Source organism: Providencia sp. PROV119 (genome assembly GCF_028482435.1).
Taxonomy (GTDB): Bacteria; Pseudomonadota; Gammaproteobacteria; order Enterobacterales; family Enterobacteriaceae; genus Providencia; species Providencia stuartii.
Genome location: NZ_JAMPQL010000013.1, coordinates 121,493 through 135,384, shown reverse-complemented (window position 1 = coordinate 135,384; position 13,892 = coordinate 121,493). Strand labels below are relative to the sequence as shown.

15 protein-coding genes and 2 tRNA genes are annotated in these 13,892 nt (G+C 43.1%); 3 read left to right on the top strand and 14 right to left on the bottom strand.

The window, feature by feature from the left end:
* Positions 1 to 10 precede the first annotated feature (10 nt).
* The 8 genes from rimP to rlmE all read right to left on the bottom strand — a co-directional run bounded on the left by rimP (position 11) and on the right by rlmE (position 6,497).
* Complete coding sequence (rimP, locus tag PSF11_RS12600) at positions 11 to 463, bottom strand: ribosome maturation factor RimP (RefSeq protein WP_014657325.1); 453 nt, start codon at positions 461 to 463, stop codon at positions 11 to 13.
* A gap of 206 nt (positions 464 to 669) precedes the next feature.
* Positions 670 to 746: transfer RNA gene (locus tag PSF11_RS12595), tRNA-Met, on the bottom strand.
* 59 nt (positions 747 to 805) lie between these two features.
* Positions 806 to 895, bottom strand: a tRNA-Leu gene (locus tag PSF11_RS12590).
* Positions 896 to 995: 100 nt separating this feature from the next.
* On the bottom strand, positions 996 to 1,334 hold the full coding sequence (secG, locus tag PSF11_RS12585; RefSeq protein ID WP_004915793.1) for a preprotein translocase subunit SecG: 339 nt from the start codon (positions 1,332 to 1,334) through the stop codon (positions 996 to 998).
* A gap of 260 nt (positions 1,335 to 1,594) precedes the next feature.
* Positions 1,595 to 2,932, bottom strand: coding sequence for a phosphoglucosamine mutase (gene glmM, locus PSF11_RS12580; RefSeq protein ID WP_053110808.1), 1,338 nt, complete (start codon positions 2,930 to 2,932; stop codon positions 1,595 to 1,597).
* On the bottom strand, positions 2,925 to 3,773 hold the full coding sequence (folP, locus tag PSF11_RS12575; protein ID WP_004915787.1) for a dihydropteroate synthase: 849 nt from the start codon (positions 3,771 to 3,773) through the stop codon (positions 2,925 to 2,927). The genes glmM and folP overlap by 8 nt, the downstream gene beginning before the upstream one ends.
* A gap of 66 nt (positions 3,774 to 3,839) precedes the next feature.
* Complete coding sequence (gene ftsH / locus PSF11_RS12570) at positions 3,840 to 5,819, bottom strand: ATP-dependent zinc metalloprotease FtsH (protein WP_127891335.1); 1,980 nt, start codon at positions 5,817 to 5,819, stop codon at positions 3,840 to 3,842.
* Between the two features lie 48 nt (positions 5,820 to 5,867).
* Positions 5,868 to 6,497 (bottom strand): 23S rRNA (uridine(2552)-2'-O)-methyltransferase RlmE, encoded by a 630-nt coding sequence (gene rlmE / locus PSF11_RS12565; protein WP_004915770.1) that lies wholly within the window; start codon positions 6,495 to 6,497, stop codon positions 5,868 to 5,870.
* A gap of 206 nt (positions 6,498 to 6,703) precedes the next feature.
* On the opposite strand from rlmE, the gene yhbY reads away from it, so the two are divergent.
* Positions 6,704 to 6,997, top strand: a complete 294-nt coding sequence (yhbY, locus tag PSF11_RS12560; RefSeq protein ID WP_014657324.1) for a ribosome assembly RNA-binding protein YhbY — start codon at positions 6,704 to 6,706, stop codon at positions 6,995 to 6,997.
* Positions 6,998 to 7,115: 118 nt separating this feature from the next.
* On the opposite strand, the gene greA is transcribed toward yhbY, so the two are convergent.
* The gene (gene greA, locus PSF11_RS12555) at positions 7,116 to 7,592 is read right to left on the bottom strand and encodes a transcription elongation factor GreA (RefSeq protein WP_004915763.1); all 477 of its coding nucleotides are present in this window, start codon (positions 7,590 to 7,592) and stop codon (positions 7,116 to 7,118) included.
* A 261-nt stretch (positions 7,593 to 7,853) separates the two neighbouring features.
* On the opposite strand from greA, the gene dacB reads away from it, so the two are divergent.
* On the top strand, positions 7,854 to 9,302 hold the full coding sequence (gene dacB, locus PSF11_RS12550) for a serine-type D-Ala-D-Ala carboxypeptidase (RefSeq protein WP_004915760.1): 1,449 nt from the start codon (positions 7,854 to 7,856) through the stop codon (positions 9,300 to 9,302).
* An 81-nt stretch (positions 9,303 to 9,383) separates the two neighbouring features.
* On the opposite strand, the gene cgtA is transcribed toward dacB, so the two are convergent.
* From cgtA to rplU, 3 genes are all read right to left on the bottom strand, one after another.
* Complete coding sequence (gene cgtA / locus PSF11_RS12545; RefSeq protein ID WP_004915758.1) at positions 9,384 to 10,556, bottom strand: Obg family GTPase CgtA; 1,173 nt, start codon at positions 10,554 to 10,556, stop codon at positions 9,384 to 9,386.
* 130 nt (positions 10,557 to 10,686) lie between these two features.
* Positions 10,687 to 10,944: a 50S ribosomal protein L27 gene (gene rpmA / locus PSF11_RS12540; RefSeq protein WP_004915755.1), complete on the bottom strand. Its 258-nt coding sequence runs from the start codon at positions 10,942 to 10,944 to the stop codon at positions 10,687 to 10,689.
* Positions 10,945 to 10,963: 19 nt separating this feature from the next.
* Positions 10,964 to 11,272: a 50S ribosomal protein L21 gene (rplU, locus tag PSF11_RS12535; protein WP_004915752.1), complete on the bottom strand. Its 309-nt coding sequence runs from the start codon at positions 11,270 to 11,272 to the stop codon at positions 10,964 to 10,966.
* 334 nt (positions 11,273 to 11,606) lie between these two features.
* On the opposite strand from rplU, the gene ispB reads away from it, so the two are divergent.
* A complete protein-coding gene (gene ispB / locus PSF11_RS12530) occupies positions 11,607 to 12,578 on the top strand; it encodes an octaprenyl diphosphate synthase (protein ID WP_004915749.1) in 972 nt (323 codons plus the stop codon).
* Positions 12,579 to 12,619: 41 nt separating this feature from the next.
* Here the strand turns inward: ispB and PSF11_RS12525 are convergent, their stop codons facing one another.
* Together PSF11_RS12525 and PSF11_RS12520 are read right to left on the bottom strand one after the other, a co-directional pair.
* Positions 12,620 to 12,982: a DNA-binding protein gene (locus PSF11_RS12525; RefSeq protein WP_004915746.1), complete on the bottom strand. Its 363-nt coding sequence runs from the start codon at positions 12,980 to 12,982 to the stop codon at positions 12,620 to 12,622.
* Between the two features lie 133 nt (positions 12,983 to 13,115).
* Positions 13,116 to 13,463 (bottom strand): DNA-binding protein, encoded by a 348-nt coding sequence (locus PSF11_RS12520; RefSeq protein ID WP_004915743.1) that lies wholly within the window; start codon positions 13,461 to 13,463, stop codon positions 13,116 to 13,118.
* Positions 13,464 to 13,892: the final 429 nt, after the last annotated feature.

Sequence of the window (13,892 nt, the reverse complement as noted above, 5' to 3'; positions counted from 1 at the left end):
TTGAACTTAATTAAAAGTGGGGTACCAAGTTAGCTTTCTGGATGTTGCCAAGGGCGAACACTTCATCCTTACCATCCACAGTAACCGTTATCATTTCACCTTCGACAGCTTTTATAATGCCTTGCCATCTACGGCGGTTCTGCATCGCAATGCGTAAAGTCAGTGCCACCTCTTCACCGACAAAACGCTCATAATGTGCGACAGTGAACAGTGGGCGTTCTAGCCCTGGTGACGATATTTCTAGGTTATAGACCACAGAGATTGGATCTTCGACATCCAATACTGCACTCACCTGATGGCTGACATCAGCACAATCATCAACAGTGATGCCTTCTTCACTATCAATGAAAACACGCAATGTCGATGTACGAGCACGGACAAACTCTAAGCCTACAAATTCAAAGCCAAGTGCTTCCACCGGTGCTGAAATCATCTCTGTCAATTTTTGTTCTAATGTGGACAAGCCCACCCCCAGACATAAAAAAAGGGCTATAAAAGCCCAGTTAATTCGATTGTCAAATAACAAAAAACCCCGAAATTTCGGGGCTTTATGAAACTGGACCCTGTAGTGCCAACGGGTTCACCATGTTCTTAGTATATCTTTAAAACCGTGATAAATCGATGAGAATTTCCGATAAATACATCTGATAAGATATGCTGACTAAGAATTGGTTGCGGGAGCCGGATTTGAACCGACGACCTTCGGGTTATGAGCCCGACGAGCTACCAAGCTGCTCCATCCCGCGTTCGAAAACGTGACATATTCTACACAAATAACCTGTAGAGCACAAGTTATCTTAAATAATGGTGCCGAGGACGGGACTTGAACCCGTACGCCCGTTTTGTAGGCACTACCACCTCAAGGTAGCGTGTATACCAATTTCACCACCTCGGCACTGAGGCGAGGTTATTGATGAATAACTTAACAATAACCTCAAATTCTTTTTTACTTTATTGATGATGGCTTAAATGCCTTCATCCGGAATCTTTAACACTTAACGAGGGATATCGCTCGTTGGTGTTGCTGGTGCTGCCGGAACGTCTGTTGGTTGCTCGACTTTTGCCGGTTCACTAATATTTTCCCATTTGCTACCAGTTCCATATTTATTGGCAGTCATATTGCCAAGGATCAAACTGATAATGAAAAATACAGCAGCCAAGATTCCAGTCATACGAGTCATGAAGTTACCAGAACCCGATGAACCAAACAGTGTTGCAGAGGCACCCGCACCGAATGACGCACCCATGTCAGCACCTTTACCTTGTTGTAACATGATCAGACCAATCAGGCCGATAGCTACCAACAAGAAAACAATTAAAAGAGCTATGTACATTTGAGTTACCTATTCAGTTTGCGGAACATAGTGTAACCACTATGACCTATAATACTGCACACCCGCTTATTTGCCGCTTAAGTATGACCTTTACGGGATTAAGCAGGTGCGAATACTAACCAAAGCTGAGCCGACAAGCAAGCCAAATTTCATTTCCTGAGTTCATTTGCGGAAAAAAACAGCAAATGAACTCGGGATGGGCAATTTTGTCAGGCTCTCAGTTAGTGCCTTATTTTTAAACGATCCTATCGTTAAAATGATTAACCTGCCGCTTTTACTGCATCAGCAATGCGGTTAGCCATCGCCAAAACGTCAGCTTCATTTTCACCTTCGACCATGACTCGAATCAAAGGTTCTGTACCTGATTTTCTCAGCAGAACACGACCTTTGCCTGCCAACTCTTTCTCGACTTGCTCACTCGCGGTCAATACAGCTTCACTTTGTAATGGGTCATGTGAGCCAGAAAAGCGTACGTTAACCAATACTTGCGGTAACAGTTTCATGCCACTGCATAAGTCATGCAAACTCATTTGGTTACGAACCATCGCACTGAGTACTTGCAGACCAGCCACAATACCGTCACCCGTCGTCGTTTTATCTAATAAGATAATATGACCTGAGTTTTCAGCCCCCATTCTCCAACCTTTTTCTTGGAGCTTCTCAAGTACATAGCGGTCACCCACTTTTGCGCGCTCAAAAGGAATGCCAAGTTGTTTCAGAGCGATTTCTAACCCCATATTGCTCATCAGCGTGCCGATAACACCACCTTTTAATTGACCTTGACGTAATGCTTCACGCGCAATGATATAGAGAATTTGGTCACCATCGACTTTATTACCTTCATGGTCAACCATAATCAAACGGTCACCATCACCATCAAAGGCTAGCCCCACATCCGCTTTTTCTGCAAGCACACGCTCTTGTAGCATGCGAACATCCGTAGCGCCACACTTCTCATTAATGTTGATCCCATTAGGTTCACAGCCAATCGCGATGACTTCAGCCCCTAACTCACGAAATACATTCGGTGCAATATGGTAAGTTGCGCCATTAGCACAGTCGATAACGACTTTTAGGCTAGAGAGGCTTTGTTCACTAGGGAAAGTGCCCTTACAAAATTCAATATAACGACCCGCAGCATCAACAATACGGTTTGCGCGACCTAGCTCTGCGGATTCAACACATGTGATTGGTTTTTCCATCTCCGCTTCTATCGCTTCTTCGACTTCATCAGGCAATTTAGTCCCATCAATCGAGAAGAATTTAATCCCATTATCATCATAAGGGTTATGAGACGCAGAAATTACAATCCCCGCCTCAGCGCGGAAAGTACGTGTCAGATAAGCTACGGCAGGTGTTGGCATTGGGCCAGTAAATGACGCAGATAAACCCGCAGCCGCTAGACCCGCTTCTAAAGATGACTCCAACATATAACCGGAGATACGCGTATCTTTACCAATAATAATTTTTCGTGAGCCATGGCGAGCAAGAACTTTCCCTGCTGCCCAGCCTAATTTTAATACGAAATCAGGCGTGATTGGGCTGTCACCCACTTTGCCACGAATACCATCAGTACCAAAATATTTACGGTTACTCATACGCTAACTTTTCCTTTTCTGACAGAGTCATCTGAACGATCTGCATTGCTTGTACGGTCTCTTTGACATCATGTACACGAATAATCTGTGCGCCTTGCATCGCTGCAATAGTTGCGCAAGCAATACTTCCCACAAGCCTTTCTTGTGGTGGAACATTCAATAAGTTTCCAATCATAGATTTACGGGACATTCCTGCCAATAGCGGTAGTCCGAAATCATGAAACTGATCCAAATTTGCCAGCAGTTGATAATTATGTGACAGGTTTTTACCAAAACCAAAACCGGGATCGAGTATTATCTGCTGTTTATCGATACCTGCCGCGACACAACGCGCAATTTCAGCATCAAAATAAGCTTTAATATCTGCTACAACATTTTCATAATTAGGTGCATCTTGCATGGTTCTTGGCTGACCTTGCATATGCATAATACAAACGGGTAAGCCACTTTGTGCCGCAACTTCAATGGCTCCTGGCTCATGTAATGAGCGAATATCATTGATTAAGTGCATACCTGCTTTTGCGGCTTCTGACATCACTTCCGCTTTTGAAGTATCAACAGAAATCCACACATCAAAACGCTGTGCAATGGCTTCCACAATTGGAATAACTCTATCGAGTTCTTCATTGACAGAAACCTCTGCCGCTCCCGGACGCGTCGATTCACCGCCAATATCAATAATCGATGCCCCTTCATTCACCATCTTAGCGGCATGTTCCAATGCGTCATGATAACGATTATGAGTGCCACCATCTGAAAATGAATCAGGAGTAACATTCAAAATCCCCATCACTTTTGGTGTGGATAGATCGAGTTCACAAGCCCTTGCTCTAATTTTCATCGTTATTTCACCTTAACGTAAAAAACCCCAGAGAACTGGGGTTTTTCCATATCACTTAACGATAGCTTATTGTGGTTTGTTATCGTTTGTATTGTCTGATGAATGAGATTCATCATTACTGTTTTTTGGCTCTTCAGATTGAGGTTTTTCAGTCGTTGTTTCAGGTTTTGATGTATTAACCGCAGCACCAAAAGAACCCGTTACATTGTTGACTTTTTTGTCTTCATCCCAGCCCGCCGGTTCGCGTACAGGACGACGATTCATCAAATCATCAATCATTGGCATATCAATGGTTTCATATTTCAATAATGCATCTTTCATAGCATGCAGAATATCCATATTGTCTGTCAGCGTTTTATAGGCGACTTGGTAAGCGCGCTCAATAATTGCTTTAATCTCTTCATCAATAATGCGAGCAGTTTCATCCGAATAAGTCGAGCTGTGCCCCGAGCGACCTAAAAATGCAGGCCCTTCCTCGTCAGCATACAGTACTGGCCCTAACTTCTCAGAGAAGCCCCACTGAGTCACCATTTTTCTAGCGGTGTTGGTTGCTTGCTGAATATCGCCTGACGCCCCTGTAGAGACTTTGTCATGACCATAAATTAACTCTTCTGCAATACGACCACCGTATGTGCTAGCGATATTCCCTTCTAATTTCTGACGGCTTGCACTGACTTGGTCGCCTTCAGGTAGATAGAAAGTAACGCCCAATGCACCCCCACGAGGGATAATCGTCACTTTATGCACAGGGTCATGCTCAGGCATCAGATAACCAACAATTGCATGGCCTGCTTCGTGATACGCGGTAGCTTCTTTTTGTTCTTCTGTCATCATCAAAGAACGATGTTCAGCCCCCAGCCATACTTTATCCCTAGCTTTTTCAAACTCAACCATTGAAACAACGCGTTTGTTGGCACGAGCCGCAAACAGGGCTGCCTCATTCACTAGGTTTGCCAATTCAGCACCGGAGAACCCAGGCGTTGCTCTAGCAAGGATGGCTGTATCAACAGCAGGATCAATAGGAACACGACGCATGTGAACTTTTAATATTTGTTCACGACCGCGTACATCTGGTAAACCTACCATAACCTGACGGTCAAAACGGCCTGGACGTAATAATGCAGGGTCCAAAACATCAGCACGGTTTGTTGCCGCAATAACAATAATACCCTCATTGCCTTCAAAACCGTCCATCTCAACCAGCATTTGGTTCAGAGTCTGTTCACGCTCATCGTGACCACCACCTAAACCAGCGCCACGTTGACGACCAACCGCATCGATTTCATCGATAAAGATAATACAAGGTGCTGCTTTTTTCGCTTGTTCGAACATATCACGAACACGCGATGCACCAACACCGACAAACATTTCAACAAAGTCAGAACCTGAAATCGTAAAAAATGGTACTTTGGCTTCACCGGCAATTGCTTTAGCAAGCAAAGTTTTACCTGTACCTGGAGGACCTACCATCAGGACGCCTTTTGGTATTTTACCTCCCAACTTCTGGAAACGAGCTGGTTCACGTAGAAAATCAACAATTTCACCAACTTCTTCTTTTGCTTCATCACAGCCAGCAACATCGGCAAAAGTCGTTTTGATTTGATCTTCCGTTAGCATTCGAGCTTTGCTTTTGCCGAATGACATTGCTCCTTTACCGCCACCGCCTTGCATTTGGCGCATAAAGAAGATCCAGACACCGATCAGCAGAAGCATTGGGAACCAGGAAATAAAGATAGTTTGCAGAAAGCTAGGTTCTTCTGGTGGCTCACCAACGACAGTTACGTGCTTATTTAGCAACGTGTCTAACAGCTTCTCATCCTGCATAGGAAGATAAGTTGTATAACGGCTATTATCAGCCTTTCTGACGTTTAATTCACGACCTGTGATACGAACTTCACGTACCTGATCCTGGGCTAACTCATTGATAAACGTAGAATAATCAACTCTGCGATTATTCGAATCGCTTGGGCCAAAACTCTGGAACAAGGACATCAGAACAACTGCGATGACTAACCAGAGAATCAGGTTTTTCGCCATGTCACTCAAGGGATTAACCTCATATTACAACTGTGTTAACAAATAACGTTCAGGGTACTACAGTTTTAGCCCTGTCGCTACAATGTATACTTCACGCGATCGTGCCCGCGAAGATTCGGGTTTACGAACTTTTACTTTCGTAAATAGGGAACGGATATCCCTGAGGTACTCGTCAAAGCCTTCCCCCTGAAACACTTTAACAATAAAACTGCCCCCAGGAGCCAGCACAGCACGGCACATATCCAATGCTAACTCAACCAAATACATCGACCGAGGTATATCGACCGCGGGAGTCCCACTCATATTGGGAGCCATGTCAGACATGACCACCTGGACTTTTTTATCTCCAACCCGCTCTAACAGTGCAGCTAGCACTGCTTCTTCACGAAAATCTCCTTGAAGGAAATCAACGCCAACAATCGGGTCCATCGGTAAAATATCACAAGCAATCACCCGGCCATTATGGCCTATTTGACTAACCACATACTGTGACCAGCCTCCGGGTGCTGCCCCCAAATCAACAACGGTCATACCTGGTTTAAAAATTTTATCACTTTGCTGGATTTCATCCAGTTTAAACCATGCACGTGAGCGAAGCCCTTTTTTTTGTGCTTGTTGAACATATTTATCACTAAAATGTTCTTGCAACCAGCGACTAGAGCTTGCCGAACGTTTTTTATTGGCCATTGCATTTTCCAACTATACTAAATAGAGCACATCTATCCCCATCATTTTTCGGCCTACATGAACGTTGATGATACCACTGCATGTAATTCGAATTATTTTGGGTGTTCATTGTTACTTCTTTACCATCCGATAAATATAATTGATGGTGATAGATATCAGATGGCGGTAGAATAAGCCATTTTCAATACTAACGAAGCAAAAAATCGATGAATCTTAATAAAAAACAAATCCAACACCTGAAAAGCCTCGCTCATCACCTCAACCCAGTTGTTATGATTGGTAACAATGGGTTAACTGAGGGTGTTTTAGCTGAGATTGAACTTTCATTAGCACATCATGAGCTTATCAAAGTCAAAATCGCAGGCGAAGATCGCGAAACTAAAAATTTGATCGCTGCAGCGATCGTTCGCGAAACAGGTGCTGTTAATGTACAAATTATAGGCAAGATACTTGTTCTCTACCGACCATCGGATGAGCGCAAAATTATTTTACCTAAATAATCACCCTTAATTTATATAAAAATGCCATTGAAGGCAGCTTTTATATGAAGAAAAAGGCCGCCAGCGGCCTTTTTCGCTAATACAGTAAAATAATATAACCAATTCAGGCAAATAGGAATCAGATATACTCAACTTTAAGAATTTCGAACTCAACGTCGCCACCGGGCGTTTTGATAGTGACAACATCATCCTGTTCTTTACCGATCAAGCCGCGTGCAATCGGTGAGTTAACGGAAATCAGATTGATTTTAATATCTGCTTCATCATCACCCACAATGCGATAAGTCAGCTCTTCATCCGTATCAACATTCAACACAGTAACTGTCGCACCAAAAATCACACGACCATTGTTTGTCATTTTCGTGACGTCAATAACCTGAGCATGGGAAAGCTTGGATTCAATTTCTTGAATTCGGCCTTCACAAAAACCCTGTTGTTCGCGAGCGGCATGATATTCTGCGTTCTCTTTCAAGTCACCGTGTTCGCGGGCTTCCGCAATCGCTGCAATAATTTCCGGGCGGCGGACAGATTTAAGATAATCGAGCTCTTCTCGTAACTTATCTGCACCCAATACCGTCATTGGAATCTGTTTCATTGATAAATACCTCTGTTTCAATCCTATCTAAAAATAAGTATCTTCCTGATTTTTGTAACAACAGTACACTGAACCGCCCCATGGTTAATGGGGAGGCTCAAACAATACACAGGCTGTGAATGTGTCTTTAAAACCCATTCACACACTTATCTTATCACAATGCTAACCATTCTAACGTAGAGTTAATAGCGGGTCATCGTTTACTTTTTCAGGCATTACACTTTAGTATGTACAGTATGTCTACCCTAATGCGTGAAATTTATGCCGTTATTAACACTTACCAGAAAATGGATCATCACTTTAGGACTTGTCTTCACCACAGGACAAGCATTTGCCATTCCAATTGATGATTATAAGCAATATTTACCCGATGGTACTAACCTCGCTCTGGTTGCGCAAAAAGTCGGTAGTGACACCCCCATTATTGATTACAATGCGCAGCAAATGGCACTGCCTGCAAGTACCCAAAAAGTCGTCACTGCCCTCGCGGCTTTGCTACAGCTTGGTCCTGATTACCGTTTTGTGACGAATTTCGAAACCAATGCAAAATTAAACAACAATACGCTAACGGGCGACCTCGTTATCCGCTTTAGCGGCGACCCAACACTCACACGCCAGCAAATCCGCAATATGGTCAATGCGCTGAAACAGATTGGTATCCACAAAGTTGAAGGTGATTTAATTGTCGATATTTCGGCATTTACTAGCCATGATAAAGCGCCGGGCTGGGTATGGAACGATATGACGCAATGCTTTAGTGCGCCGCCTGCCGCAGCCATTATCGATAGAAACTGTTTTTCTGTTTCACTCTATCCCGCTCAAAAAATAGGGGATATGGCTTATATCAAGGCAGCCAGTTTCTACCCCGTCAATATGTTCAGTGAGGTTAAAACATTAGCCAAGGGAGACCCTGAAGGGCGTTATTGTGAACTGGATGTGGTTCCTGGCGAGCTAAATCGCTACACGTTAACAGGCTGTCTATCACAACGTAGTGAACCTCTCCCCCTTGCCTTTGCGGTACAAAATGGCGCAAGCTATTCCGGCGCTATTGTTAAAAATGAACTGCAAAATGCGGGCATAGCGCTAACAGGGCATGTCAAAAAGCGTACCCAACCAACGGCACAATCGCAGGTCCTCGTCAAAACCGAATCTCAGCCGCTGCATGACCTATTGAAGGTGATGTTGAAAAAATCAGACAATATGATTGCTGATACTGTCTTTCGTACTATTGGTCGAGACTATTACGGTGTTCCCGGTACGTGGCGCTCGGGGTCGGATGCTGTTAGGCAGGTTTTAAAACAAAAAGCGGGCATCGATTTAGGTAATACCGTTATGGTCGATGGCTCTGGTTTATCCCGCCATAACCTGATCACGCCGACGACAATGATGGAAATTCTACAATTTATCGCCAAAAACGATCAGCAACTTGATTTTATCTCTATGCTGCCTCTTGCAGGACATGACGGTACATTACGTTACCGTGGCGGCTTAGATGAAGCCGGTGTGAATGGCAAAGTTTCAGCTAAAACAGGGGCTTTACAAGGCGTCTATAACTTAGCAGGCTTTATCACGACGGCTAGTGGGCAACGCGTTGCTTTCGTACAGTTTATCTCTGCCTATGCGGTACCACAAAACCAACAACGGAGCCGACGCGTTCCTCTCGTGCGTTTTGAGAGTCGGTTGTATAAAGATCTTTACCAGAAAAATTGATCCTTCGATCAATTCCCCGTAAATAAAACAATCTTTATATTTGAAAAAACCCCCAATCATTGGGGGTTTTTCTGAGATTGATTATTTCTGATAGATGATTTCGACACCTTCGTCGTCATCTTCGTCCCAATCATCATCCCAGTCATCCAGATCTTCAGCACCTTCGAGTTGCTCTTTATGGTAGTCATCCCACATAAATTCAACTTTTTCAGGCTGTTTTTCATCTTCCGATGCTGCCATATCACGCGGCTGAGTTTCCATAAACTCCATAATATCCCAACACAGTGCCTTCACACCTTCGTGATTCACCGCGGAGATCATATAGTATTTATCTTCCCAGCCCATCGCTTTAGCGATTTCAGCAGCACGTTTTGCGGACTCTTCAGGGCCTAAAATATCCACTTTGTTAAACACTAACCAACGTGGTTTTTCTGCCAGTTTTTCGCTGTATTTTTCGAGTTCGCTAATAATGATCTTGGCATTTTCCACAGGATCCGATTCATCGATCGGGCAGATGTCGATCAGATGCAATAGCACGCGACAGCGCTCTAAGTGTTTAAGGAAACGGATCCCTAAACCTGCGCCTTCCGCAGCACCTTCGATTAACCCTGGAATATCCGCAACCACAAAGCTTTTTTCGTTATCCATACGCACGACACCTAAGCTCGGTACTAGCGTAGTAAATGGATAATCAGCGACTTTTGGTTTCGCTGCCGATACCGAACGAATAAAGGTCGATTTACCCGCATTCGGCATCCCTAGCATACCCACATCAGCGAGCAGCATCAGCTCTAACATCAGCTCACGAGTTTCACCAGGCGTCCCCATCGTACGTTGACGTGGAGCGCGGTTAACTGAAGATTTAAAGCGTGTATTACCCAAACCATGGAAACCGCCCTTCGCGACCATTTGGCGCTGCTCATGGCGAGTCATATCACCCAGTATTTCTCCAGTACCGAGATCGCGTATACGCGTTCCGACAGGCACCTTGATCGTGATATCTTGACCACGTTTCCCTGTACAGTCACGACTTTGACCATTTTGCCCACGCTCTGCGCGGAAAGATTTTTCAAAACGGTAGTCGATGAGTGTATTCAGGTTTTCGTCGGCTTGCAGATAGACATCACCACCATCGCCGCCGTCACCACCGTCAGGACCGCCTTTTGGAATGTATTTTTCGCGGCGGAAGCTGACACAACCATTGCCACCATCCCCCGCCACAACCAATATTTTGGCTTCATCTACAAATTTCATAATTCTTTCTCCGTATGATAGCCATTATAGTGCTGGATGGCCGTGTTACCCAGAGATGGCGTATTCTAAATATAAAAAGCCCCGCAAAAAGTTTTTGCAGGGCTTTAATTCGAATTAAAAGTCAGAAAACTTATTCAGCTTCGATGCTGATAAATTTACGGTTTTGTGGACCTTTAACTTCAAATTTAACTTTTCCGTCCGCTAAAGCGTACAGAGTGTGGTCACGGCCACAACCTACGTTGTTACCTGCGTGGAACTTAGTACCACGTTGACGAACGATGATGCTACCTGCTAATACAGCTTCGCCACCGAAACGTTTTACACCCAGACGTTTTGCTTCTGAATCGCGACCGTTACGAGTCGAGCCGCCAGCCTTTTTGTGTGCCATTAATCTGCTCTCCTAAATCTTAAGCGATGCCAGTGATCTTAACATCAGTGAACCACTGACGGTGACCCTGTTGTTTACGGCTGTGTTTACGACGACGGAATTTGACAATCTTAACTTTATCGCCACGACCGTGTGCAACCACTTCCGCTTTCACTTTAACGCCTTCAACGACAGGAGCGCCAATTTTGATATCGTCGCCATTAGCAACCATCAGAACGTGATCAAATTCAACAGTTTCACCTGTTGCGATGTCCAGCTTTTCTAGGCGGACAGTTTGACCTTCGCTAACTCGGTGTTGTTTACCACCACTTTGGAAAACCGCGTACATATTAACTCCGCTTTCCGCGTACCCGCTAAAAAATTTAATTCCTGAGCACGCTATAAAATATTCACAATAGGGCGCGAATTCTACGCAAAAAAGCGTCAGAACACAAGCCAATAATGCATTTAGATCACAAAAAAACCGACTTTTTTATTCCATACTCCGGTCAGCCTTTGATTTATGATGAATAACTCGAATTGTTACTTATTTAAACATTTTTTGCATTACAACTAATTATCTTAGAAATATTAATGTTATGCTTAGGCTATAACTGTTCTATTGGCGACACCTTTTTGACTAAAGGGTGGCGGCTAAAATCCTATAATATGAATAAATTACGATGAATTTAGAATCTATTGTTGAACTGACTAGCGAGGATATGTCAGCAGTAAACGAAGCAATCCTCAGTCAATTGAATTCAGACGTTGCGCTAATTAACCAACTTGGTTATTACATTGTTAGCGGTGGTGGGAAAAGGATCCGTCCAATGATCGCGGTATTGGCAGGACGATCCCTTGGTTATTCAGGGCAAAAACATATTCAAGTTGCTGCGCTGATCGAGTTTATCCATACTGCAACTTTATTGCATGATGATGTTGTCGACGAATCCGACATGCGCCGCGGTAAACAAACAGCGAACGCCGTATTTGGTAATGCTGCGAGTGTCCTCGTTGGGGACTTTATTTATACACGATCCTTCCAAATGATGACGGATCTTGACTCGATGCGTGTCCTTAAACTCATGTCGGAAGCGACGAACGTTATCGCTGAAGGTGAAGTCTTACAGTTGATGAACTGTAACGATCCTAACATTACTGAAGAAAACTACATGCAAGTGATCTACAGTAAAACCGCTCGTTTGTTTGAAGCTGCCGCGCATGCATCGGCAATTTTAGCATCAGCAACCCCCGAGCAAGAGAAAGCCTTGCAAGATTACGGTCGCTATCTCGGCACTGCCTTTCAATTGATTGATGATTTGTTGGATTATGACGCAGATAATAAGCAATTAGGCAAAAATACCGGGGATGACCTTGATGAAGGGAAGCCTACGCTGCCCCTACTTCATGCAATGAACCATGGAACAGAGGAAGAAGCCGCCTTGATCCGTCAAGCGATCGAGCAGGGCAATGGCCGTCACCTACTGGACACTGTGCTGGCAACTATGAAACGTTGCGGCTCACTGGAGTACACCTACGCTCGCGCAAAAGAGGAATCGCAAAAAGCCATTGATGCTTTGAGTACTCTTGATGATTCAGTTTATAAAGACGCGTTAATCAGCCTCGCAGAGGTGGCTATTTCACGTCACTCATAGCGTTAAACGTATCGTTTTGAATGCGATGAGGGGGAAAGAGACTACTCTTCCCCTTTTTCTTCTTTTTCGATCCTAGCGAGCAATGATGAAAGGCCATAACGCAAAATATATTTCACCACTTTATCACGCTCCGCTTCAGTGAGTTGGTAATAGGCTTCCATCCAAATTTGTGAAGCATCCATTCTTTGGCTTTGATAGCCCACTGAAGGCTCAGAAAGACTCAATTGACTCTGTATTTCTCCAGGTAAGCTCTCTAGATGATACTCGACGGCTTTACCTTGAACGCCACGCTTACGACGATTTTTCCATCCTTCTCTTCTAGCCATCAAATTAATACCTTGAGGAGAAGTTGGTAAGCCTTCTAAACCTGCTAATTCTTTCGCAGTGAACCACATTTTTTTCATATTATCTCTTTCGAACTTATATTATGAAATCTGCCGTTGAGGCTCTATCTAAATATTGTTAATAAAGAATATGTTGAGTACCAATATGCCTATTCTTCATTATTGAATTACCCAAACCGATTTTTTAGGTAAATTATTTTTTATTTATTAAATCTACCAATGCTATTACACCTTCACGCATAATAAATGCCAATATAAGGTTACGCTCTTCCGGGGAAAGCTGGTGATAAACTTCCTGCCAAATAAATGCATTATCATGATGTTTTGCTTGATATAATGCAGGGGCTTCATAAACAGAAAGGGGCTCAAATAAACCTTCAGGCAAACTATTAATATGATATTCCAACGCCTTTCCTTGAATCCCCCGCCGCTTGCGGCATAACCAGTTTTCACGACGAGCCATCGCATTGATACCTTGAGTAGTCATTGGGAGTCCTTTTAAGCCAACTAACTCTTTCGCCGTTAACCATTCTTTTTGCATGCCTGACCCTCCTAGTCACGATTTACAATTTAATAATAATTGCTGAAAAACGTGTTTATTTTCTCAATAACCTTTTTCTTTTTTGTTTTATTAATATTTATTATTAATTAATTTATGAGTTATACATGTAAAGTATATTTTAATTTCTTTTAATAACAATAGATTGGATATACACGAGGTCACAGCTATCTTTTTTCATGCGATCGTCTTTATATATTAGCTGTACTTATAACATCTATCATTAATATGTGATTTTTACAGATAACCCAAACTAGTTAGTTTTTACTTTCAATATGTTAGATAAAATCACAAATATATATGCCAAATCTTTCTTATATTTCATAAAAATAAAACTCCTTTCATAAAACTGAATTTTTAGAAAAAATTAGAAATAATTTTGGAAAATTTCTGTTATTTTATTTCCAATAA

Coding starts and splice junctions, on each gene's coding strand:
- secG (WP_004915793.1), bottom strand. CDS start 1,334: ATGTACATAGCTCTTTTAATTGTTTTCTTGTTGGTAGCTATCGGCCTG.
- folP (WP_004915787.1), bottom strand. CDS start 3,773: ATGAAAATTAGAGCAAGGGCTTGTGAACTCGATCTATCCACACCAAAA.
- PSF11_RS12520 (WP_004915743.1), bottom strand. CDS start 13,463: ATGCAAAAAGAATGGTTAACGGCGAAAGAGTTAGTTGGCTTAAAAGGA.
- yhbY (WP_014657324.1), top strand. CDS start 6,704: ATGAATCTTAATAAAAAACAAATCCAACACCTGAAAAGCCTCGCTCAT.
- rpmA (WP_004915755.1), bottom strand. CDS start 10,944: ATGGCACACAAAAAGGCTGGCGGCTCGACTCGTAACGGTCGCGATTCA.
- cgtA (WP_004915758.1), bottom strand. CDS start 10,556: ATGAAATTTGTAGATGAAGCCAAAATATTGGTTGTGGCGGGGGATGGT.
- dacB (WP_004915760.1), top strand. CDS start 7,854: ATGCCGTTATTAACACTTACCAGAAAATGGATCATCACTTTAGGACTT.
- PSF11_RS12525 (WP_004915746.1), bottom strand. CDS start 12,982: ATGAAAAAAATGTGGTTCACTGCGAAAGAATTAGCAGGTTTAGAAGGC.
- rplU (WP_004915752.1), bottom strand. CDS start 11,272: ATGTACGCGGTTTTCCAAAGTGGTGGTAAACAACACCGAGTTAGCGAA.
- ispB (WP_004915749.1), top strand. CDS start 11,607: ATGAATTTAGAATCTATTGTTGAACTGACTAGCGAGGATATGTCAGCA.
- glmM (WP_053110808.1), bottom strand. CDS start 2,932: ATGAGTAACCGTAAATATTTTGGTACTGATGGTATTCGTGGCAAAGTG.
- rlmE (WP_004915770.1), bottom strand. CDS start 6,497: ATGGCCAATAAAAAACGTTCGGCAAGCTCTAGTCGCTGGTTGCAAGAA.
- greA (WP_004915763.1), bottom strand. CDS start 7,592: ATGAAACAGATTCCAATGACGGTATTGGGTGCAGATAAGTTACGAGAA.